This is a genomic window from Cupriavidus sp. 05N38 (assembly GCF_056397345.1).
The window spans coordinates 114,411-134,149 of sequence record NZ_JBFTNF010000032.1; the positions used below are offsets into that span (position 1 = coordinate 114,411).

Below are 19,739 nucleotides of genomic sequence, written 5' to 3' on the forward strand. Positions count from 1 at the left end.
CGTCCATCGGGGCGTCCACCGGGGCCGTCCGTCACGGCCGCTTGGCGGGCACGTAGGCGCCGGTCTGGTGGAGCTGCCCCTCCGCCAGCTCGAGCGCCTTGATCGCGCCCTTGCCCTTCTTCGCCAGCAGTTGTTCCACGAGCGCCTCGGCCAGCGCCACGCCGGCGGCGATCGAGGGAAAGAACGAGGGACTGTCGAGCGAGAAGAGCAGGGTGCAGTCGGCCTGCAGGGCGATGGGGGCGACGGTGCTGTCGGTCAGGGCGATGACGCGGCAGCCGGCCTCGCGCGCCGCGCTGGCCACGCGGATGCTCTCCTGCGAATACGGCGCGAAGCTGGCGACCACCACCGCATCCTTCGGCGCCAGCGCGCGCAGTTCCATCTCCAGCGTGCCTGCATCGCCGCGGATCAGGTGCACCGGGGCGCGGAACAGCCGGTAGAGATAGTGAAACGTAAAGGCGATCGGATAGCAGGAGCGGAAACCGGCGACATGGACGGCGGGCGCGGCGCCGATCAGCTCGGTCGCGCGCGGCATCGCTTCGGCATTGCCGGCACCGGTGCGGTCCAGGTTGCGGTGCTGGGTCTCCAGCATCTCGGCCAGCATCCGTGTCGAGCCGCTTTCCCGTACCACCTTCCTGGCGCGCTTGGCGTAGGGCTGGGGACCGCCGCGCAGCGACTCCACGAAGAGCTCGCGCAGGCCCTGCCAGCCGTCGAAACCGAGGAACTGCGCCAGGCGCACCAGCGTGGCCGGCTGCACGCCGGCATCCGCGGCGATCTTGCGCATGGAGAGCATGGGCACTTCCTGCGGATGGTCCAGCAGGTAGCGCGCACCGCCCTGGAACTGCGTGCTGAGCGAGGCGAAGGTCTCGCGCAGGTGGGCCTGCAGGTCGTCCAGGCTTTGGGGCGGCAGGGGGCTTTCGGTCGGCATCGGCGTTCTGGAATGAGGAGATGCAACGATTGTTGCACAATCGGTGGCGACGTGCTTCCTGCTTCTGCTTGCGACGGTTCGCGGCGCATGGAATCGAATGAATCTTTCGTGTCGATACAAGAAACATATGTTGCATACGCGGCGACGTTTTCTTATACTTTCCCCAGCCGGCAACTCCGCCTGACTCCGTACCGCACATCATGACCAAAGTCTTCCACCGCAATCCGCGCCAGGCGCTTGCAGTCGCCGTAGCCGGCAAGGGCATCGAACTGACCGACAGCAACGGCAAGCGCTATCTCGACGCTTCCGGGGGCGCGGCGGTGTCTTGCCTGGGCCACGGCCATCCGCGCGTGATCGAGGCCATCAAGCAGCAGCTCGACACCATTGCCTACGCACATACGTCGTTCTTCACCACCGAAGTGTCCGAGGAACTGGCGGATACGCTGGCGCGCGCCGCGCCGGGCGACCTGGACCATGTGTACTTTGTCTCCGGTGGCTCCGAGGCGGTGGAGGCGGCGCTGAAGCTGGCCCGGCAGTATTTCGTGGAGATCGGGCAGCCTGCGCGCCGGCACTTCATTGCGCGCCGCCAGAGCTACCATGGCAATACGCTGGGCGCCCTGGCCATCGGCGGCAACGCATGGCGGCGCGAACCGTTCCTGCCGTTGCTGGTGCCGGCGCACCATGTCTCGCCGTGCTACGCCTACCGCGACCAGCACGCGGGCGAGACCGGCCAGCAATACGCGCAGCGCCTGGCCGATGAACTGGAGGCCAAGATCCTGGAACTGGGGCCGGACAGCGTGGCCGCCTTCGTGGCGGAAACGGTGGTGGGCGCCACCGCGGGCGCGGTGCCGCCCGTGGCCGACTACCTCAGGCGCATCCGCGGGGTGTGCGACAAGTACGGCGTGCTGCTGATCCTGGACGAGGTGATGGCGGGAATGGGCCGCACCGGCTACCTCTTCGCCTGCGAGGAGGACGGCGTGGTGCCCGATATCGTGACCATCGCCAAGGGCCTGGGCGCGGGTTACCAGCCGATCGGCGCGATGCTGTCGACCAGCCGTATCTATGACGCCATCGTCGGCGGCAGCGGCTTCTTCCAGCACGGCCATACCTATATCGGCCACGCCACGGCGTGCGCGGCGGCACTCGCGGTGCAGCGCACGATCGCCGGGGAGAACCTGCTCGACAACGTGCTGGCCCGCGGCGAGCAGTTGCGCGCCCGGCTGCGCGAAGCGCTGGGAGAGCACCCGCATGTGGGCGACATCCGCGGTCGCGGGCTGTTCGTCGGCGTCGAGTTCGTCGCCGACCGCGCCAGCAAGGCCACGCTGGATCCGGCCCTGAAGACGCACGCGCGGCTCAAGTCGGCCGCCATGCAGAACGGCCTGCTGGTGTACCCGATGGGCGGCACGGTGGACGGCGTACATGGCGACCACGTCCTGTTCGCGCCGCCGTTCATCTGCTCGGCGCAGGACATCGACAGCATCGTCGAGCGGTTCGCCGAATCGGTGGCGGCGGTCCTGCCGGGCTGAAGCAGGACGTCCGGCGCGGCCCCGCGCAGGCGCCTTGCCTGTGCGCGGGACGCCGCTTGCCGCCGCCTGCGCCTTGTCTGTCGGGCGCGAGGCACGTCCGAGGCACGTCCGGGGCACGTCCGGGGCACGTCCGGGGCACGTCCGGGGCAAGGGATGCGGCTACACTGGACACACACTTCGCCCGCCGGGAGCGGCCATGGACGCCACCCAGGTCTTGCCTTTGCTGCTGCACTTCGACCAGCATCTGGGCAGCGCCATCGCCGACTACGGCACGCTGGTCTACGGCATTCTCTTCGCCATCGTCTTCTGCGAGATCGGTCTGCTGCCGCTGTTCTTCCTGCCGGGCGATCCGCTGCTGTTCATCTGCGGCGCGTTCTGCGCTTCGGGCGCGCTGCAGTTGTGGGTATTGCTGCCGCTGCTGCTGGTTGCCGCGGCGGCGGGCAGCCTGCTGAACTACGCCATCGGCCGCGCCATCGGCACGCGCGTGCTGGCCGGCCACCATCGCTGGATCCACCGCGACGCGCTGCGCAGGACACATGATTTCTACCAGCGCCATGGCGGCCTGACCTTGCTGATGTCACCGTTCGTGGCCGTGGTGCGCACGTTCGCGCCCTTCGTGGCGGGCGTCTCCGCCATGCCGGCGGCGCGCTTCGCGCTCGCGGCAGGCACGGGCGCGGTCTTGTGGGGGGTCTCGCTGCTGGTGGGCGGCTACCTGTTCGGCAACGTGCCGCTGGTGCGCGATCATATGAGCGCGCTGGTGCTGCTTGGCCTCGCGCTCGGCCTCGGCTCGCTGGCGGTTGCCGGCCTCTGGCGCGCCGTGCGCGGGCGCCTGGGCGTGCGCGGCTGAGGCGTCCCGCAGCCTGGCGCTGAAGGCGGACGCTGTCCTGCATGGCCGGGCCCGCGCGGCGGTCCGGCCGGCGCGATGTCGGCCCGGAGGCCCCAGGACCCATCGATTTCCTGTCCGGTCTTCTTCCCGTCTTCTTTTGGTCTTCTTCCCGTCCACTTCGCCACCTTCATCGTTTTGTCATCAGCGCCACCCAGAATGCGCTCACTGTTTATGCAAGGAGAGTGGGATGACGCATGCAATCGAAGTGCGCGGCTTGTCCAAGGCGTTCCAGGCGGGACGCAAGGCGCTGGACAATGTCGGCCTTTCCGTCGCCCCGGGTGAAATGGTGGCGCTGCTGGGCGCCTCCGGCTCCGGCAAGTCCACGCTGCTGCGCCATGTGGCCGGTTTCGTGGCCGGCGATGCCGGCGCCGGCGAGGTGCTGGTCAACGGCCGCGTCATCCAGCGGGATGGCCGCCTGGCGCGCGACGTGCGCGGCGCGCGCGCCGAGATCGGCTTCGTGTTCCAGCAGTTCAACCTGGTGGGGCGCCTGCCGGTGATCACCAATGTGCTGACCGGCATGTTGCCGCGCATACCGCTGTGGCGCAGCCTGGTCCGGTATTTCAGGAACGAGGAAATCGACGCCGGCCTGGAAGCGCTTGCCCAGGTTGGTATAGACGACTATGCGTTTCGACGGGCGTCGACCCTGTCCGGCGGACAGCAGCAGCGCGCGGCGATTGCCCGCACGCTGGTGCAGAACGCGCGCGTGATCCTGGCCGACGAGCCCATCGCCTCGCTCGATCCCGAGTCGGCGCGCCGCGTGATGGAGTTGCTGGCCCAGATCAACCGCACGCGCAAGGTGGCCGTGGTGGTGTCGCTGCACCAGGTGGACGTGGCGATGCGCTACTGCACCCGCGTGGTGGCGCTGCGCCAGGGCAGGGTGGTCTACGACGGCCCTTCGGCGGCGCTGACCCCCGGCATGCTGCGCGACCTCTATGGCACCGAGGCGGCCGAGTTGCTGCCGCACGGCGCCGGGCTGGAAACCGAGGCTCCCGGCCTCGTTCCGGCCGGCCTCGCCATCGCCTGACATCGCGCGCTTCGGCATCGATTCCCGAGCTTTTCTCGTAGCGCTTTCGCAAGTCTCACCGCAAGCAACCCTAACCAAGCATCCCCCGGAGCTATTCATGCTGCGCAGAACCTTTGTTGCCCTGATCGTCACCGGCGCCGCCGGCGCCTTCGCGCTGCCCGCCCTCGCCCAGGAAGGCAAGACCATCAACATGGGCTTTATCTCGACCGAGACGTCGTCCAACCTGAAGTCGGCCTGGCAGCCCGTGATCGACGACCTCAGCAAGCAGCTGGGCGTGCAGGTCAAGCCCTTCTTCGCCTCCGACTACGCCGGCATCATCGAAGCCATGCGCTTCAACAAGGTGCAGGTTGCCTGGTTCGGCAACAAGTCGGCCATCGAGGCGGTGGACCGCGCCAACGGCGAAGTGTTCGCCTCGGTGATCGACAAGGACGGCAATCCGGGCTACTGGTCGCTGCTGATCGTCAACAAGGACAGCGACCTGAAGTCGGTCGAAGACGTGATCAAGAACGGCAAGTCGCTGAGCTACGGCGCCGGCGATCCGAACTCGACCTCCGGCACCGCCGTGCCCGGACACTACCTGTGGGGCGCGCGCAACCTCGAGCCGAAGACGCTGTTCAAGACGGTGCGCGTGAGCAACCACGAGACCAACCTGCTGTCGGTGATGAACAAGCAGGTCGACGTGGCGGTGAACAACACCGAGAACATGGAGCGCTATCGCATCAATACCGGCAAGAACGCCTATGACCAGGTGCGCGTGCTGTGGAAGTCGCCGCTGATCCCGGCCGATCCGCTGGTCTACCGCAAGGACCTGCCGGCCGACGTCAAGACCAGGATCAAGGCCTTCTTCGTCAACTACGGCAAGGGCGCCGACGCTGCCCGCGAGAAAGCCAACCTGGCGCCGCTGACCTACCAGGGCTTCCGTGCCTCCTCCGATGCCCAGCTGGTGCCGATCCGCCAGATCGAGCTGGCCAAGGAAAAGAGCAAGRTCGAGTCCGACACCACGCTGGCTGGCGCCGACAAGGACAAGCGCCTTGCCGATGTCACCCGCAAGCTGGCCGAGCTGGACAAGCTCGCAGCCACCAGCGCCCAGTAAGCGCGCAAACGGCGGCGGGCACGTGGCAAGGCGCCGACATGCGTCCGCTSGACCTGYTGMGCGATTCCGGCAACATGGCSARGTTCGCCGCCGACTTCTTYCCGCCSAGCTTCCGCGACTGGCRMAWCTACCTCGACGAGATGGTGGTGACCGTACAGATCGCCATCTGGGGCACCTTCATGGCCGTGGTGGTGGCAGTGCCGCTGGGCCTGGCCTGCTCGGCCAATATCGTGCCGGGCTGGGTCTACCAGCCGATGCGCCGCGTGATGGACTCCTGCCGCGCCATCAATGAAATGGTGTTCGCCATGCTGTTCATCGTCGCGGTGGGGCTGGGCCCCTTCGCCGGCGTGCTGGCGCTGTGGGTGCACACCACCGGCGTGCTGGCCAAGCTGTTTTCCGAGGCGGTCGAAGCGATCGATCCGCGCCCGGTCGAAGGCGTGCGCGCCACCGGCGCCGGCGCGCTGGAAGAAATCGTCTACGGCGTGATCCCGCAGGTATTGCCCCTGTGGATCTCGTATGCGCTGTATCGTTTCGAATCCAATGTGCGCTCCGCTTCGGTGGTGGGCATCGTTGGCGCCGGCGGCATCGGCACGGTGCTGTGGGAAATCATCCGCAGCTTCCAGTACGCCGAGACGTGTGCCGTGATGATCATCATCGTTGCCTTCGTCACCGCCATCGACCTGCTGTCCGCCCAGATCCGCAAGGCGCTGGTCTGACTCCGGCATCACCGCGCGCGGCGCAGCAGGGCGCCGGCGCGGGCTTTTCCACACGACACCTCTGTTCATGACCATCCTCAGGCGCATCGAAATCCTCTTCTCCGGCCACGGCGCCAGCTTCTACGGCGGAGAGTCCATCACCCAGACCGAGCACGCGCTGCAGTGCGCGCACCTGGCCGAGCAGGCCGGCGATCCCGAGCCGCTGGTGGTCGCCAGCCTGCTGCACGATCTCGGCCACCTCGTGATGGCGGAGGACAGCACCACCGACATGCGCCACCAGGAAGTCGGCGCCGACCTGCTGGCGGTCGGCTTTGGCCCGGACGTGACCGAGCCGATCCGCCTGCACGTGGCCGCCAAGCGCTACCTGTGCGCCATCGAGCCCGCCTACCAGGCCGCATTGTCGCCGGCCTCGCAGCAAAGCCTTGCGCTGCAAGGTGGCCCCTTCGATGCGACCCAGGCCAACGCCTTCGCCGCGCATCCCCATGGCGCGGCGGCGGTGCGCCTGCGGCGCTACGACGATCTCGCCAAGGTGGTTGGCCTCGTCACGCCGCCGCTGGAGCACTATCTGCCCATGGTCGAGCGCTGCATCCGCCGGCCTGCCCAGGCTTGAAACACGCGAGGAAAAACCGGATATGGACAAGCCGGATATGGACAAGCGGGATACGGACAAGCCGGCCGGCCACCTGACGCTGCACGAGGTCAGCGGAACCGACGCCGAACTGGAACAGGTGGCCGCCTTGCTGTCGGAGATGGACGGCGAAGCACCGCTGCCCCTGGCGCGCATGCGCGCGCTGTTTGCGCGGCTGCGGACCATGCCGGATTACCGCTGCTATCTGATGCTCGGCGCCGGCGGCGTGCCGCTGGGTACCTTCTGCCTGCTGGTGTTTCCCGTGCTGGCGCACCAAGGGCGCAATGAAGCCATCGTCGAGAGCGTGGTGGTCACGCAGGCCGCGCGCGGCGGCGGAGTCGGGTCGGCGATGATGCACGCCGCGATGCGGCTGGCGCGCGAGGCGGGGGCGGACAAGCTGGCCTTGTCGTCGAATGCGCGGCGGCTGCAGGCGCACCAGTTCYATCGGCGGCTGGGGTTCCGGGAGCACGGGATCAGCTTCAGCATCGAGTTGGCGGGGGATTGAGGGGGGGCCAACCGCGGAAGTAACCTTGCCGCCATGCGGCAGATCATCCCGGATGCCCATCCTTGCGCTTGCGCTCAAGCTCTGGCGAAACCGGCCGCGCGGCAACAATGTGCCTTATGTCCCGGCGTGGCGCTTCGAGGGCGACATCGAAGACACGGCGGCACTGCGGGGCTGGCTGCTGGAACGCGCCGGCACCTTGCCGTAGCCTGGCGCGCGCGGCACGCCAGCGGCGGCCCGGCTCAGGAACGTCTGGCCGCGGCCAGTTCGTCTTCGGCGGCACCCGCATAACCGGCATCGCGCACGATCTCCGCCAGCACAGCCGCCGCCGCCTCCAGCGGCCCGCTATTGTCGAGCCCGGTAAAGCGGCATCCCGCCGGCACCGCGAACGGCTCGGCGGCGCGCGCCAGGCGCCGGGCGATATCGTCTTCGTCTTCGCGTCCGCGCTGGCGCAAACGCTGCGCCAGCACCTGCGGGCGCACGCTGACCTGCACCGCGTGCAGGGCGGGATAGCGTGCGCATGCATCGGGCAGGTATTCGCGCGAGCCGTTGACGACCACGCACATGCCTTGCGCGAGCCAGCTGTCGAGTTCGATGCCGATGCCGTAGCGCAGGCCGTGGCTGTCCCACTGCAGAGCGAAGCAGCCGAGCGCGGCACGGCGATCGAATTCGGCGGGCGTGATCGGCACGCTGGCTTCGTCTGCGTTGCTGGCGCGCGTGATGTAGCGATGTGCGATCAGGACGCGCTCGTCGGGCCGGAGCCGGTCGCGCAGGGCGCGCAGCAGCGAATCCTTGCCGCTGCCCGAAGGCCCCATCAGGTAGATCAGCTGCCGCCCGGCGCGGCAATCCGGTGGCGCGGCGGTCATGCCGCCTCCGGCCGCAGGGCGGCACCGGCGGCGTCGGTCGTGCTGCCGTCGAAGCCGTAGTGGCGCGCGGCCACGAAGGGCGCGTCCGGAGCCGGCTGGACGAACAGGCTGATGTCGCGCACCGGCATCGGAACGTCCAGCAGGTGGCTGGCGTGCGCTTGCAGCAGCGCGGCGGCGGCAGCCTGGTCCGGCTCGTCGAGCATGCCGCTCAGCGTGATATGGAAGATAAAGGTCTCGAAGGCATACGGGTAGCCCCAGGCGGCGAGCATGCGGCGTGCTTCGGGCCCCAGCGCCTCGGGCCTGCGGCGCGCGATTTCTTCGCCGCTGGGCGGGGCGCGGAACGCGTCGAACTCGCGCACGGCGGCATCGGCCAGCGCGTGCATGCGGGCGTTGGCGCCGGTGTCGTCGCCGAGGCACCAGGCCAGGAAGCCGCGCAGGTTGCGCAGCGCCAGCGGCACGGCGAACGGCTGACGTCCGGGCGCGAAAGCGCGCAGGGCGGCGTCCAGTCCGTCAGGGGTGCGGCCGGGCGCGAGCCGGAACGGGGCCTTGAGCGTGGCGTGCAGGCCGTATTGCGCGGGAGCGCGGGTCCATTGCACCAGGCGGGGATCGTCGCTGATGCGGGCCACCGGGGCGCAGGTCTCGGCGCTGCGGCCGAGCCAGCGGGCGCCGAAATCGCGCCACGGCGCGGCCGGGGTGAGGTAGATGGCGTAGCGGTACGCGTGCGGCAACTGGCTCGGCGTCATGGGCAAGGGCCTCAGGCGGCGCGCCGTTCGCCGCTGGCCTGGCGCAGCGGGAAGGCACGTGTGGCGTGATGCAGGATCCCGCCCACGATGGTGGCGCAGACCTGGGGCAGGGCAGGGTTGCTGTCGTCGACAAGGATGGCGTCGGCGCGCAGGCCCGGGCCCAGCGCGCCGCGGTCGCCCAGGCCGGCGGCGCGGGCCGGATTGCGCGAGACCAGGTCCCACGCGGCCGGCAGCGGCAGCACGCCGAGCTGCGCAATGCGGAAGGCGGCCTGCAGCGGCGCGGGGTAGTAGTAGTCGGAGGCAAGCACGTCGCACAGGCCGGCGGCGACCATCTCGGTGGCATCCGGCGCGCCGGTGTGGCTGCCGCCACGGATCACGTTGGGCGCGCCGAACACGGTATGGTTGCGCAGCGCGCGCGCGGCGCGCGCCACCTCCACGGTGAGCGGAAACTCGGCGACGGTGCAGCCTTGCTGGTGGAAGCCCTGGCGCGTGGCGGCGTCGCCGTCGTCATGGGATGCCACCTGCAGGCCGGCGGCGCGGGCGGCGGCGATCAGGCGGCCCACCGCCGCGGGTACCTCGTGGCCTTTTGCCCGGGCCTGCTCCAGGCGCTGGCCGAAAGTGGCCGGGTCGCACTCGGCGCGCTCGGCGTAGGCGGCGAGCTTGCGCGTGTCCTGCATGCGCCTGAGCATCTGCGGCAGGTGATCGTTGATGGCCAGGAAGCGCACCTTGCCGCTGGCGATCCACTCGAGCGCGATGTCGAGGCCGGCCAGGTGGTGCGCCTCGAAGCGCAGGTGCACGTGATGCTGGGCGCCCAGCGCGCCACGCATGCGTTCGAGTCCTTCGAACATGCGCTGCGCATAGGCCTCGCCGCGCAGCCCGCCTTCCCACGACAGCGTGACGCCGTGCAGTTCGGTGGTGATGCCGTGCGCCAGCAATTGCCGGTCCACGTCGAACAGGGCGCCGTCATAGGGGAAGCTGACCCCGGGGCGCGGCATCACCGCGCGCTCGAAGGCGTCGCCGTGGATGTCGACGATGCCGGGCAGCACCAGCAGGTCGCCAGCATCGAGCGAGGGGCCGGCGGCGCCGGGCATRCCGATGCAGCCGTCGCGGAACGCGAGGTCGGCCGGCGCGATGCCGTTGGGGGTGAGGACGCGCCGGCCGCTGAGGCCGGCGAGGGTGGGGTGCAGTGCGTGATTGGAGTTCATGCTGGCGACCTTAGCGCGGGCAGATGACAAGCGGATGTCTAGACCAATTGTGTTGTGCTGGCAATGCGTTCGTGGTGCTGTCGGCGGCCATGCGCAATCGGGCATTGGCCGCGCGGATCGTGCAGATTATGCCGTTTATGCAGGCCATGTGGCTGGCGCGGCCGTCAATCCTGGTCGGCCACCGTCAGCTGCACCCAGTCACCGGCGAAGCGCGCCACGCTGTAGTGCAGCGGCACGCCGTCGGCATCGACGTTGAGGGCCTCCACCTGCAGGATGGGCCGCGTCTTGGGCTGGCTGAGCTGGCGGGCCACCGGCGCCGACGGCATGGCCGCGGTGATGCGCGACCATTTCCGTGTGTAGTCGGCGACGCCGAAATGCGCGAGCGCCTTGGAGATCGACTGGCGTGCGCGCAATTGCGCTTCGAGTTCCGGGAAACGCGCGGCGTCGAAGTAGTGCTCGGCCACGTCGATGGTGCGGGCCTCGGCCTTGCCGAGCATCTGCACGCGCAGCACCGGGGCGTTGCGCGGCAACCCGAGGTGCCTGGCGATCTCGGGCGCGCGCAAGGTCTGCGACTCGATCACCTCGATATGGCCGCGCATGCCCTGGCTGGCCAGGTTCTGCGAAAAGCGCGTGCGCCGCCCGATGGCGTAGTCGATCGCGTGTTCCTGCACGAAGGTGCCGCGGCCTTGCTCGATGCGCACCAGGCCGTTCTGCTCCAGTTCGCCCATGGCGCGCCGGATGGTGTGGCGGTTGACGGCGAAACGGCTGGCCAGCTCCGGCTCGGGCGGCAGGCGCTCGCCCGGCTCATAGAGCTTGTTGCGGATGTCGAGGGCAAGGGCCTCGCCGATCTGGCGCCATACCGCAACTCCCGAACCCCGTTCGACTTCCTGTTCCACCATCTTGTCCTGCCCCTTCGTCATCCTGCGTTCATCATCGGCATGCTTCAATGGGATGCGATTGTGCCTCAACGGCGCCGTCCCGTGCATGGTACCGGGCGGGATGGGCGGCCGTCACGAAAGCTTCATCTGGCTGTGTTCTAGTTCGGCCCATGGATGGTATTCTACATCTAAACGTATAGACGTATAGGGGATGTACAGATGGATCGGACCGAGACCGGAAGCACCGCCCGCGCCGCAGGCGACACCAGCCCGGCCCATGCCGGGCACGCCGCGCGCGCCGCCTGGCTGCGCGAGCTGGCCCTGGCGGCGCCGGAGGCGCTCGAGCAGGCATTCGGACAGCTAGGCACGGTGCCCGCGCACCGCATGCTGCGCAAGCCCGAGAGCGGCATGGCCATGGCGCGCGCACGCGCCGGCGGCACCGGCGCCCAGTTCAACCTGGGCGAAGTCAGCGTCACGCGCTGTGCGGTGACGATGGAGTCGGACACCGGCGGCGTGGTCGGCGTGGGCTATGTACAGGGCCGCACGCACCGCCAGGCGGAACGGATCGCCGTGCTGGACGCGCTGCTGCAGTTGCCGGGCTGGCACGAGCGCGTGCAGGCGGCAGTCATTGCGCCGCTGGCGCAGGCTCGCGTGGCGCGCAGCGCGCACCAGGCGGCGGTGGCGGCACAGACCAAGGTGGAGTTCTTTACGATGGTGCGCGGAGAAGACTGAGATGCCAGGCCAAGCAAATGCCGCAGCTGCGGCAGGTTACGACAACGCGGCCGCAGGCCGCGCCGGCGCGGCGATGCTGCTGCCCGGCTTTGACGATGCCGTGCAATCGGCGCAGCGCATCTTCCGTGCCGCGCTGGATGCGATGTCGCGTCCCGGCACCGTGCGCGAACTGGCCGAGCCCTGCGGCGTGCCGCAGGGCTTGTCGCCGGCGCTGAGCGCGCTGCTGCTGACGCTGGCGGATGCCGATACGCCCGTGTGGCTGCCGCCCGGCACGCCCGATGCCGTGCGCGCCTTCCTGCGTTTTCATTGCGGCTGCCCGCTGGTGGACGACGCGGGGCAGGCTGCCTTCGTGGCGGTGCCGGCCGGCTGCGTGGCCCCGGCGCTGGCAGCCTGCGCGCAGGGCGATCCGGCCTACCCGGACCGCTCGGCCACGCTGCTGCTGGAAGTGGCATCGCTGTCGGACGGCCCGGCGGTGACGCTGCGCGGCCCCGGCATCGAGCATGAGGCCACGCTCGCCGCGCAAGGCCTGCCGGCGGACTTCTGGACCCAGTGGCACGCCAACCAGGCGCGTTTCCCGCTGGGCGTCGACGTGCTGCTGACCAGCGGCCACGCCCTGAGCGCGTTGCCACGCACCACCCAAGCGGAGCTCTGATATGTACGTAGCCGTCAAAGGTGGCGAACGCGCCATCCTCAATTCCTATCGCATGCTCGACGACTACCGCCGCGGCGACCGCGCCGTGCCGGAGCTGACGCTGGCGCAGGTGCGCGAGCAGATGCCGCTGGCGGTGTCGCGCGTGATGGCCGAGGGCTCGCTGTACGATCCGCACCTCGCCGCGCTGGCCATCAAGCAGGCCGCGGGCGACCTGATCGAAGCCGTGTTCCTGCTGCGCGCCTACCGCACCACGCTGCCGCGCTTCGGCTATAGCGCGCCACTCGATACCGGCGCCATGCGCCTGCAGCGCCGGATCTCGTCCACCTTCAAGGATGTGCCGGGCGGCCAGGTACTCGGGCCGACCTACGACTACACCCAGCGCCTGCTCGATTTCACGCTGGAGGCCGAGCGCGACCACGCGCCGCTGCCGCCCGCGCAGTCCACGCTGGACGCGCGCATGCCGCGCGTGACCGACCTGCTGCGCCAGGAAGCGCTGATCGAGCCGGAGACCGTGCCGGCCGGCGACCCCGCGCCGCCCGACCTGACGCGCGAGCCGCTGGAACTGCCCGCGGCGCGCCCCGCGCGGCTGCAGAACCTGGCGCGCGCCGATGAGGGCTTCCTGCTGTCGATGGGCTATTCCACCCAGCGTGGCTACGGCAACTCGCACCCGTTCGCGGCGGAGATCCGCTACGGCGATGTCGAGGTCGAGCTGTTCGTGGAGGAACTCGGCTTTGCCGTGACCATCGGCGAGATCGAGGTCACCGAATGCCAGATGGTCAGCCAGTTCGCCGGCAACGCGCAGGAGGGACCGAGTTTCACGCGCGGCTACGGCCTGGTGTTCGGCTACGGCGAGCGCAAGGCCATGTCGATGGCGCTGGCCGACCGCGCSATGCGCGCCGCCGAGCTGGGCGAGGCTGCCGACGCGCCCGCCAATGACATCGAGTTCATGCTTTACCACAGCGACAACGTGGAAGCTTCCGGCTTCACGCAGCATCTGAAGCTGCCGCACTACGTGGACTTCCAGACCAATCTCGAACTGCTGCGCCGGCTGCGCGCCGAGCGCGCGCAGGCGGCGCCGGCCCGGGCCGAAGCGGCGCAAGCCGCCGCGGCTCCCGCCGACGRCACGCAAGCGCAGGAGGCACTCGCATCATGACCAACGCCAGCACGAACACAACCACGAACACGAACACGAACACCAGCGCCACGGCCGACGCCGCCGTGCGCGACGAGCACTACAACTTCGGCTATCTCGACGAATCCACCAAGCGCATGCTGCGCCGCGCGCTGCTCAAGGCGGTGGCGATTCCCGGCTACCAGGTGCCGTTCGGCAGCCGCGAGATGCCGCTGCCCTATGGCTGGGGCACCGGCGGCATCCAGGTCACGGCTTCCATCATCGGCAGCGACGACGTGCTCAAGGTGATCGACCAGGGCTCGGACGACACCACCAACGCCATCAACATCCGCCGCTTCTTCGGCCGCGTCACGGGCGTGCGCGCCACCGAGCGCACCGCCGAGGCCACCATCGTGCAGACCCGCCACCGCATCCCCGAGACGCCGCTGGCGGCCGGGCAGATCATGGTGTTCCAGGTGCCGATCCCCGAGCCGCTGCGCTGGCTGGAGCCGAGCGAGACCGAGACGCGCACCATGCACGCGCTGGCCGAGTACGGCGCCATGCACGTCAAGCTGTACGAGGACATCGCGCGCCACGGCCGCATCGCCACCACCTACGACTACCCTGTGATGGTGAACCAGCGCTACATGATGCGCCCGTCGCCGATCCCCAAGTTCGACAACCCCAAGCTGGACAACAGCCCGGCGCTGATGCTGTTCGGCGCGGGGCGCGAGAAGCGCGTCTATGCCGTGCCGCCATACACCAGCGTCAAGAGCCTGGACTTCGACGACCATCCGTTCGCCGTGGAAACCTGGGACGGCTGCTGCGAGCTGTGCGGCTCGGCCCACAGTTATCTCGACGAGATCATCACCGACGACGCGGGCGGGCGCATGTTCGTCTGCTCCGACACTGAATACTGCGCCACGCGCCAGGAGCAGGGCATGAGCGGCCCGGCCGGCGTGGCCCCGAATAACACCAGCAGCATCACCAGCACCAGCAGCAAGGAGCCAGCATGAGCCGTACCGACCAGCCGCTGTTGTCCGTGCGCGGCCTGACCCGCACCTGGGACGGCGTGCACGGCTGCCACGACGTGAGCTTCGACCTGTTCCCGGGCGAAGTGCTGTGCGTGGTGGGCGAATCAGGCTCCGGCAAGAGCACGTTGCTGCAGGCGGTGTCCTGGCAGGCCGCGCCGGAGGCCGGCAGCGTCTGCTATGACACCCGCGAGCAGGGCCTGGTGGACCTGGCCACGCTGTCCGATGCCCGCCTGCGCCTGCTGGCGCGCACCGACTGGGGCTTCGTGCGCCAGAATGCGCGCGATGGCCTGCGCATGCGCGTGAGCGCCGGCGCCAATATCGCCGAGCGCCTGATGGCCGTGGGCGGGCGCCACTATGGGGAGCTGCGCGAGGTCGCCGGCACATGGATGGAGCGCATGGAACTGGACCTCGGCCGGATCGATGATGCGCCCACCAGTTTCTCCGGCGGCATGCAACAGCGGCTGCAGATCGCCCGCAACCTGGTCACGCATCCGCGCCTGGTATTCATGGACGAGCCCACGGCCTCCCTGGACGTTTCCGTGCAGGCGCGCCTGCTGGACCTGCTGCGCCGCCTGGTGGCCGATCTCGGCCTGRCCGCCATCATCGTCACCCACGACCTCGCCGTGGCGCGCCTGCTGGCGCACCGCACGCTGGTGATGCAGGGCGGGCGCGTGGTGGAAAGCGGCCTGACCGACCAGATCCTCGACGACCCGCACCACCCGTACACCCAGTTGCTGGTGTCCTCCATCCTGCAGGGCTGACCATGACGCAAGACTTCGACACCAATCGCGGCAATCCCGGCAATCCCGGCAATCCTGCCAACCCCGCCGACGCGCTGCGCATCCAGGTGCGCGGCCTGGGCAAGACCTTYGTCCTGCACAACCAGGGCGGCACGCGCCTGCCGGTGCTGCAGGCCATCGACTTCGACGCCGCCGCCGGCGAGTGCGTGGTGCTGGCCGGCAGCTCCGGCGCGGGCAAGAGCACGCTGCTGCGCTGCCTGTACGGCAATTACCTGGCCACCGAAGGCAGCATCCGCATCCGCGACGAAGCCGAGTGGGTGGAGCTGACCCGCGCGCCCGAGCAGCGCATCCTGCAGTTGCGGCGCGAGGTGATCGGCTATGTCAGCCAGTTCCTGCACGTGATCCCGCGCGTGAGCACGCTCGACGTGGTGGCCGAGCCGCTGCAGCAGCGCGGCGCCAGTTTCGAGGAGGCGCGCGAGCGCGCCGCCGTGCTGCTGGCGCGCCTGCAGGTGCCGGGCCGGCTGTGGGCGCTGCCCCCGGCCACGTTCTCGGGCGGCGAGCAGCAGCGCGTGAACATCGCGCGCGGGCTGATCGGCGGCCATCCGGTGCTGCTGCTGGACGAGCCCACGGCCTCGCTCGATGCCGACAACCGCGCGGTGGTGGTGGCGCTGATCCGCGAGGCACTGGCCGAGGGCCGCTGCCTGGTCGGCATCTTCCACGACGAAGCGGTGCGCGATGCCGTCGCCACGCGGCTGCTGCCACTGCATCCGGCACCGGCCGCGCACGCCCCGGCCGGCAAGCTGGCCGCCGTGCCGGCCTGAACCCGCCGTTCCATCCGTTCCTAACCGTCCCCGGAACCGACCATGCTTCCTGCCTACCTGACCCGCGCGCGCATCGTGCTGCCCGATGGCGTGCTCGCCGACAGCGCGCTGTTGATCGAGGATGGCCGCATCGCGGCCATCGAGCCCGCCGCCGCCGATGTGCCGCGTGCCGCCCAGGTGATCGACCTGTGCGGCCAGACCCTGATGCCGGGCCTGATCGACSTGCAYTGCGACGCMATCGARAARGAAGCCGAGCCGCGCTCGCGCGTGATGTTCCCGCTCGACTTCGCCGTGGCCCAGGTCGACCGCCGCAATGCCGCCGCCGGCATCACCACGCCGTATCACGCGCTGTCCTTCGCCAGCACGCAGTTCGGCGTGCGCAACAACGAGACCGCCGCGCAGATCGTGCGCACCGTGGCCGCGTTCCGCGACCACAGCCTGGTGGACAACCGTATCCACTGCCGCTACGAAGTCACCGACGCAAGCGCGCTGCCGGTGCTGGAGCAACTGCTCGAAGCCGGCGTGGTGGACCTGGTCTCGGTGATGGACCACTCGCCCGGCCAGGGCCAGTTCAAGACGCTGGAWGCCTACGTGGCCTACATGATCGGCAACCACGACATGAGCCGCGAGGAAGCCGTCGCGGCGGCCGACAAGAAGGTGGCCGAGCAACAGGGCGCGCTCGAGCGCGTGGAGCGCCTGCTGGCGCTGGCCGCGCGCCTCGGCGTGCCCGCCGCCAGCCATGACGACGACTCGGTCCAGCGCATCGCCACCATGCAGGCGCTGGGCGTGCGCATGAGCGAGTTCCCGATCAACCTGGAGACCGCCCGCGCCGCCGTCGCGCAGGGCCTGCCGACCATCCTGGGCGCGCCCAATGTGCTGCGCGGCCAGAGCCAGAGCGGCTCGATGCGCGCCATCGATGCCATCCGCGCTGGCGTGGCCGACTGCCTGTGCTCGGACTACCAGCCGTCCACGCTGATCGCCGCTGCGTTTGCCGCCGAGCGCGAAGCGGGGCTGACGCCGTCGCAGGCGGCCGCGCTGGTCGGCGCCAATCCGGCGCGGGCCTGTGGCCTGACCGATCGCGGGCGGATCGAGCCGGGGCTGCGCGCGGATCTCGTGTCGGTGGCCATGGTGGCGGGGCAGCCACTGGTCTCGCACACGTGGTCGGCGGGCCGGCTGGTGTTCGCTGCCGCCTATCCGGCGCACGCCACGGCGCAGAGCGCCAATGGCGCCGCGCAACCGGCGGCGCGCCGCGAAGGGCGCGTAGCGGCATGATGGCCGGTGCCGGTGCCGCCTGGCGCGCAAGGCCGGCATCATGGGCATCGTGCTTGCCGCTGGCGTGGTGCGGGCGGAGGACACCGTCCGCGTGACGTTGCCGCCTCCGCCTTACCGGGGGCTGGAACGGGTCCGAGCGGTGCGGTGCTAGTGGTGCGAGGCGTGGCCGGCGGTGTGGCGGGGGGCGTGCCACTCGCCCGGGATATCGGGGACCACTTCGCATTCGCCGCGCACGATCAGCTCCACCGTGGCACAGACGCCGTTCACGCCGCGCGGGCCGACGCAGACCAGGCTGCGGGGATGATCCGTATGGTTGGGAATGGCGTACACGCGCATGCCTTCCTGATACAGAGGATGGGCGGGCAGTCTTGCGTTCAGTAGTTCAACGAAACGCAGCGGGCTCACAATCGGCTTTTCCATCGCGCTCTCCCATGGAGAGTGGGCTCGGTATCCGGCAGCGCCGGATGGCCCGAAAGTGCCTCGCTGGCGGGAAACGGGGCGCTTTCCGTCCAGTCTGGAGGCACAGAACAGGGTATGTGGCCCGGGAGCCGCGGCGGGGGCGGAATGCGGCTCGATAGCCGCTTGGCGCGTAACACAATGCCAGGGGCCACGCGGTAAGGTTAGGCGATCTGGCGGCAGGATCAAGGATTGTGGCTGTTCGAAGCGGGAGAGGGGTGCGTGCGGCACTCCGGATGCGGGTGCCGGTCTCTTTCGGGTCGCCCTTGCGCCGCCCTGAGGTATATTTGCGGCCATACGAGCATCCGTGCCGCGGCATGCCGCCACCGGAGCGCCTTACCGACATTCCATCCGCATGAACGCCACCCCGAGCCTTGCCCCCGACGAAGCCGCGTCGATCGCAGTATCCGTCGCCGCCCTGCGCACGCACTATGATGCCGCGGTCCTTCCCCTGTGGCGCGGTCCCGGCTGGAATGCGGACATGGCCTTGCCATACGAGGCATTGGGCGGCGCGGACCGGCAGCCCTTGCCGGTGAGCCGCTACCGCGCGATGGCCTGCGCACGCCAGCTTTACGTGTTCTCGCAAGATGCGAGCGCCGCCGGGGCTGCCCATGCCGGGCAGCTGTTCTCGTCGCTGCGCCGCTGCTTTGCCGATGGCGCGCACGGCGGCGTCGTCTACAGCATCGATGCGCAGGGGCGTGTGCTCGATGGCACCAAGGACCTGTACACGCACGCCTTCGTGGTGTTCGCCTGCGCGGCCTACGCCGAGCGCACGGGCAGCGCCGAGGCGCGCGCCTTGCTGGAGGAGACCACCGAGCTGGTCGAGGCGCGCTTCGCCACCGGGCACGGGCTTTATCACGCTGCGCTGACGCAGGATTTGAGCCCGGCCGGCACACCGCTGCAGAACCCGATCATGCATCTCACGGAAGCCTACCTGGCGGCCCACGCGCTGACCGGCGACAGCTTCTACGCCACGCGCCTGCAGGCAATTGCCGCGGCCGTGCTGGCCGCGTTCGTCGACCCGGCCACCGGCTGCATCGCCGAGCTGCCGTTGCCGGCGCAGATCGCCGGGGCGGCCGCGCCTGGGGACAATCGCGTGGAGCCGGGCCACCAGTTCGAGTGGTTCTCGCTGCTGGCATCGGCGCCGGACTTGTTCGGCGGCTCCGCGCTAGAGCATGCAATGGCGCGGGCGTTCGGATTCGCCCTGCAGCATGGCGTGGACAAGCAAACCATGGGCGTGGCCGCCGCGCTCGGCCTGGATGGCTCGCCGCGCGAGGCGACCCAGCGGATCTGGGCACAGACCGAGTTCGCGCGGGCGCTGGCGGTGCGCGGCGATGCCACGGCGCTGGCGCTCCTGCGCGCATGGCTCCAGGCCTTCCCGGCGCGTTTCCTGCATGCGGGCGGCTGGCACGAATGCCTGTCGCCGGCAGGCGCCGTGGAACGCGCCGAGATGCCTTCGACCACGCCATACCACCTTGCCACCGCCTACCAGGCGCTGGCCGAAGCCTGCGGGTGGTAGGGGTCATAGCCCATGGTCGACTCGGTATAGGGCGTATGCCAGTGGCCCATGAAGACCAGGCCGTATGGCCCTGCCAGTCCTACCCGCGAATTGCGCCCGGCGATACCGCCCTGGCCGTTGTCGACCGACAGGTTGCTCTCGATCTGCCAGACCGCCTTGAAATCGCCGCCGAGGGGCTCTTCGCCACGCAGTCCGAACACCGAGCGGTAGTTGGTCATGCGGGCGGTGCTGCCAGTGCGGTGCCGTCGGTGGCGGTGCTGGCGCGCGCGTATTCGAGGGCCGTGTTCAGGCGGCCATAGACGGTGACCGTACTCTGGGCAAACGCTGCCGGGCAGGCCAGCCCGAGCAGGACAAGGAGGCTGGCGTGCCGCAGTCTTGCCGCAATGTCGCGCACGGGAGTTTCCATGGCG

General features: G+C 69.6%; 21 protein-coding genes and 2 pseudogenes. 16 read left to right on the plus strand and 7 right to left on the minus strand.

Annotation, left to right across the window (positions count from 1 at the left end; genetic code table 11):
* Window positions 1-31 precede the first annotated feature (31 nt).
* Window positions 32-925, minus strand: coding sequence for a MurR/RpiR family transcriptional regulator (locus tag AC1DK4_RS23175; protein ID WP_441619127.1), 894 nt, complete (start codon window positions 923-925; stop codon window positions 32-34).
* Between the two features lie 200 nt (window positions 926-1,125).
* Between AC1DK4_RS23175 and AC1DK4_RS23180 the strand changes: the two genes are divergently transcribed.
* The 8 genes and pseudogenes from AC1DK4_RS23180 to AC1DK4_RS23215 all read left to right on the plus strand — a co-directional run bounded on the left by AC1DK4_RS23180 (window position 1,126) and on the right by AC1DK4_RS23215 (window position 7,508).
* Complete coding sequence (locus AC1DK4_RS23180) at window positions 1,126-2,451, plus strand: aspartate aminotransferase family protein (RefSeq protein WP_441619128.1); 1,326 nt, start codon at window positions 1,126-1,128, stop codon at window positions 2,449-2,451.
* A gap of 196 nt (window positions 2,452-2,647) precedes the next feature.
* Window positions 2,648-3,298 (plus strand): VTT domain-containing protein, encoded by a 651-nt coding sequence (locus AC1DK4_RS23185; protein WP_441619130.1) that lies wholly within the window; start codon window positions 2,648-2,650, stop codon window positions 3,296-3,298.
* Window positions 3,299-3,524: 226 nt separating this feature from the next.
* On the plus strand, window positions 3,525-4,361 hold the full coding sequence (gene phnC / locus AC1DK4_RS23190; RefSeq protein ID WP_441619132.1) for a phosphonate ABC transporter ATP-binding protein: 837 nt from the start codon (window positions 3,525-3,527) through the stop codon (window positions 4,359-4,361).
* A 97-nt stretch (window positions 4,362-4,458) separates the two neighbouring features.
* Window positions 4,459-5,454 carry a phosphonate ABC transporter substrate-binding protein gene (phnD, locus tag AC1DK4_RS23195; RefSeq protein ID WP_477131801.1) on the plus strand — a complete coding sequence of 332 codons (996 nt, stop codon included), beginning with the start codon at window positions 4,459-4,461 and terminating at the stop codon, window positions 5,452-5,454.
* A 20-nt stretch (window positions 5,455-5,474) separates the two neighbouring features.
* Window positions 5,475-6,170, plus strand: a pseudogene (phnE, locus tag AC1DK4_RS23200) (phosphonate ABC transporter, permease protein PhnE); the annotation flags it as partial.
* 67 nt (window positions 6,171-6,237) lie between these two features.
* Entirely contained in the window at window positions 6,238-6,780 is a 543-nt protein-coding gene (locus tag AC1DK4_RS23205) for a phosphonate degradation HD-domain oxygenase (RefSeq protein ID WP_441619135.1), read from the plus strand.
* A gap of 22 nt (window positions 6,781-6,802) precedes the next feature.
* Window positions 6,803-7,303, plus strand: a complete 501-nt coding sequence (locus AC1DK4_RS23210) for an N-acetyltransferase family protein (RefSeq protein ID WP_477131802.1) — start codon at window positions 6,803-6,805, stop codon at window positions 7,301-7,303.
* A gap of 52 nt (window positions 7,304-7,355) precedes the next feature.
* Window positions 7,356-7,508, plus strand: coding sequence for a hypothetical protein (locus AC1DK4_RS23215; RefSeq protein WP_441619139.1), 153 nt, complete (start codon window positions 7,356-7,358; stop codon window positions 7,506-7,508).
* 34 nt (window positions 7,509-7,542) lie between these two features.
* Here the strand turns inward: AC1DK4_RS23215 and phnN are convergent, their stop codons facing one another.
* The 4 genes from phnN to phnF all read right to left on the minus strand — a co-directional run bounded on the left by phnN (window position 7,543) and on the right by phnF (window position 11,013).
* Complete coding sequence (gene phnN / locus AC1DK4_RS23220) at window positions 7,543-8,166, minus strand: phosphonate metabolism protein/1,5-bisphosphokinase (PRPP-forming) PhnN (protein ID WP_441619141.1); 624 nt, start codon at window positions 8,164-8,166, stop codon at window positions 7,543-7,545.
* Window positions 8,163-8,909: a DUF1045 domain-containing protein gene (locus tag AC1DK4_RS23225; protein WP_441619143.1), complete on the minus strand. Its 747-nt coding sequence runs from the start codon at window positions 8,907-8,909 to the stop codon at window positions 8,163-8,165. Before AC1DK4_RS23225 ends, phnN begins: the two co-directional genes overlap by 4 nt.
* Before the next feature lie 11 nt (window positions 8,910-8,920).
* The gene (locus tag AC1DK4_RS23230) at window positions 8,921-10,114 is read right to left on the minus strand and encodes an alpha-D-ribose 1-methylphosphonate 5-triphosphate diphosphatase (RefSeq protein ID WP_441619145.1); all 1,194 of its coding nucleotides are present in this window, start codon (window positions 10,112-10,114) and stop codon (window positions 8,921-8,923) included.
* 164 nt (window positions 10,115-10,278) lie between these two features.
* Window positions 10,279-11,013 (minus strand): phosphonate metabolism transcriptional regulator PhnF, encoded by a 735-nt coding sequence (gene phnF, locus AC1DK4_RS23235; RefSeq protein ID WP_441619278.1) that lies wholly within the window; start codon window positions 11,011-11,013, stop codon window positions 10,279-10,281.
* Window positions 11,014-11,211: 198 nt separating this feature from the next.
* On the opposite strand from phnF, the gene phnG reads away from it, so the two are divergent.
* The 7 genes from phnG to AC1DK4_RS23270 all read left to right on the plus strand — a co-directional run bounded on the left by phnG (window position 11,212) and on the right by AC1DK4_RS23270 (window position 17,354).
* A complete protein-coding gene (gene phnG, locus AC1DK4_RS23240) occupies window positions 11,212-11,724 on the plus strand; it encodes a phosphonate C-P lyase system protein PhnG (RefSeq protein ID WP_441619147.1) in 513 nt (170 codons plus the stop codon).
* 73 nt (window positions 11,725-11,797) lie between these two features.
* Entirely contained in the window at window positions 11,798-12,376 is a 579-nt protein-coding gene (gene phnH, locus AC1DK4_RS23245) for a phosphonate C-P lyase system protein PhnH (protein WP_441619280.1), read from the plus strand.
* A gap of 1 nt (window position 12,377) precedes the next feature.
* Window positions 12,378-13,529, plus strand: a complete 1,152-nt coding sequence (locus AC1DK4_RS23250; protein ID WP_477131803.1) for a carbon-phosphorus lyase complex subunit — start codon at window positions 12,378-12,380, stop codon at window positions 13,527-13,529.
* Window positions 13,526-14,503, plus strand: a complete 978-nt coding sequence (locus AC1DK4_RS23255; RefSeq protein ID WP_441619150.1) for an alpha-D-ribose 1-methylphosphonate 5-phosphate C-P-lyase PhnJ — start codon at window positions 13,526-13,528, stop codon at window positions 14,501-14,503. Before AC1DK4_RS23250 ends, AC1DK4_RS23255 begins: the two co-directional genes overlap by 4 nt.
* On the plus strand, window positions 14,500-15,282 hold the full coding sequence (gene phnK, locus AC1DK4_RS23260; RefSeq protein ID WP_477131804.1) for a phosphonate C-P lyase system protein PhnK: 783 nt from the start codon (window positions 14,500-14,502) through the stop codon (window positions 15,280-15,282). The genes AC1DK4_RS23255 and phnK overlap by 4 nt, the downstream gene beginning before the upstream one ends.
* Before the next feature lie 2 nt (window positions 15,283-15,284).
* Window positions 15,285-16,082, plus strand: coding sequence for a phosphonate C-P lyase system protein PhnL (phnL, locus tag AC1DK4_RS23265; RefSeq protein ID WP_441619154.1), 798 nt, complete (start codon window positions 15,285-15,287; stop codon window positions 16,080-16,082).
* Window positions 16,083-16,124: 42 nt separating this feature from the next.
* Complete coding sequence (locus tag AC1DK4_RS23270) at window positions 16,125-17,354, plus strand: alpha-D-ribose 1-methylphosphonate 5-triphosphate diphosphatase (RefSeq protein WP_477131805.1); 1,230 nt, start codon at window positions 16,125-16,127, stop codon at window positions 17,352-17,354.
* A 147-nt stretch (window positions 17,355-17,501) separates the two neighbouring features.
* On the opposite strand, the gene AC1DK4_RS23275 is transcribed toward AC1DK4_RS23270, so the two are convergent.
* Complete coding sequence (locus tag AC1DK4_RS23275) at window positions 17,502-17,774, minus strand: hypothetical protein (RefSeq protein ID WP_441619158.1); 273 nt, start codon at window positions 17,772-17,774, stop codon at window positions 17,502-17,504.
* 391 nt (window positions 17,775-18,165) lie between these two features.
* Here AC1DK4_RS23275 and AC1DK4_RS23280 point away from each other — a divergent pair, with 391 nt between their 5' ends.
* Window positions 18,166-19,329, plus strand: a complete 1,164-nt coding sequence (locus AC1DK4_RS23280) for an AGE family epimerase/isomerase (RefSeq protein WP_441619160.1) — start codon at window positions 18,166-18,168, stop codon at window positions 19,327-19,329.
* Here AC1DK4_RS23280 and AC1DK4_RS23285 read toward each other — a convergent pair.
* Window positions 19,320-19,735: pseudogene (locus AC1DK4_RS23285) on the minus strand (porin); the annotation flags it as partial. The gene AC1DK4_RS23280 and the pseudogene AC1DK4_RS23285 overlap by 10 nt on opposite strands.
* Between the last annotated feature and the right edge of the window lie 4 nt (window positions 19,736-19,739).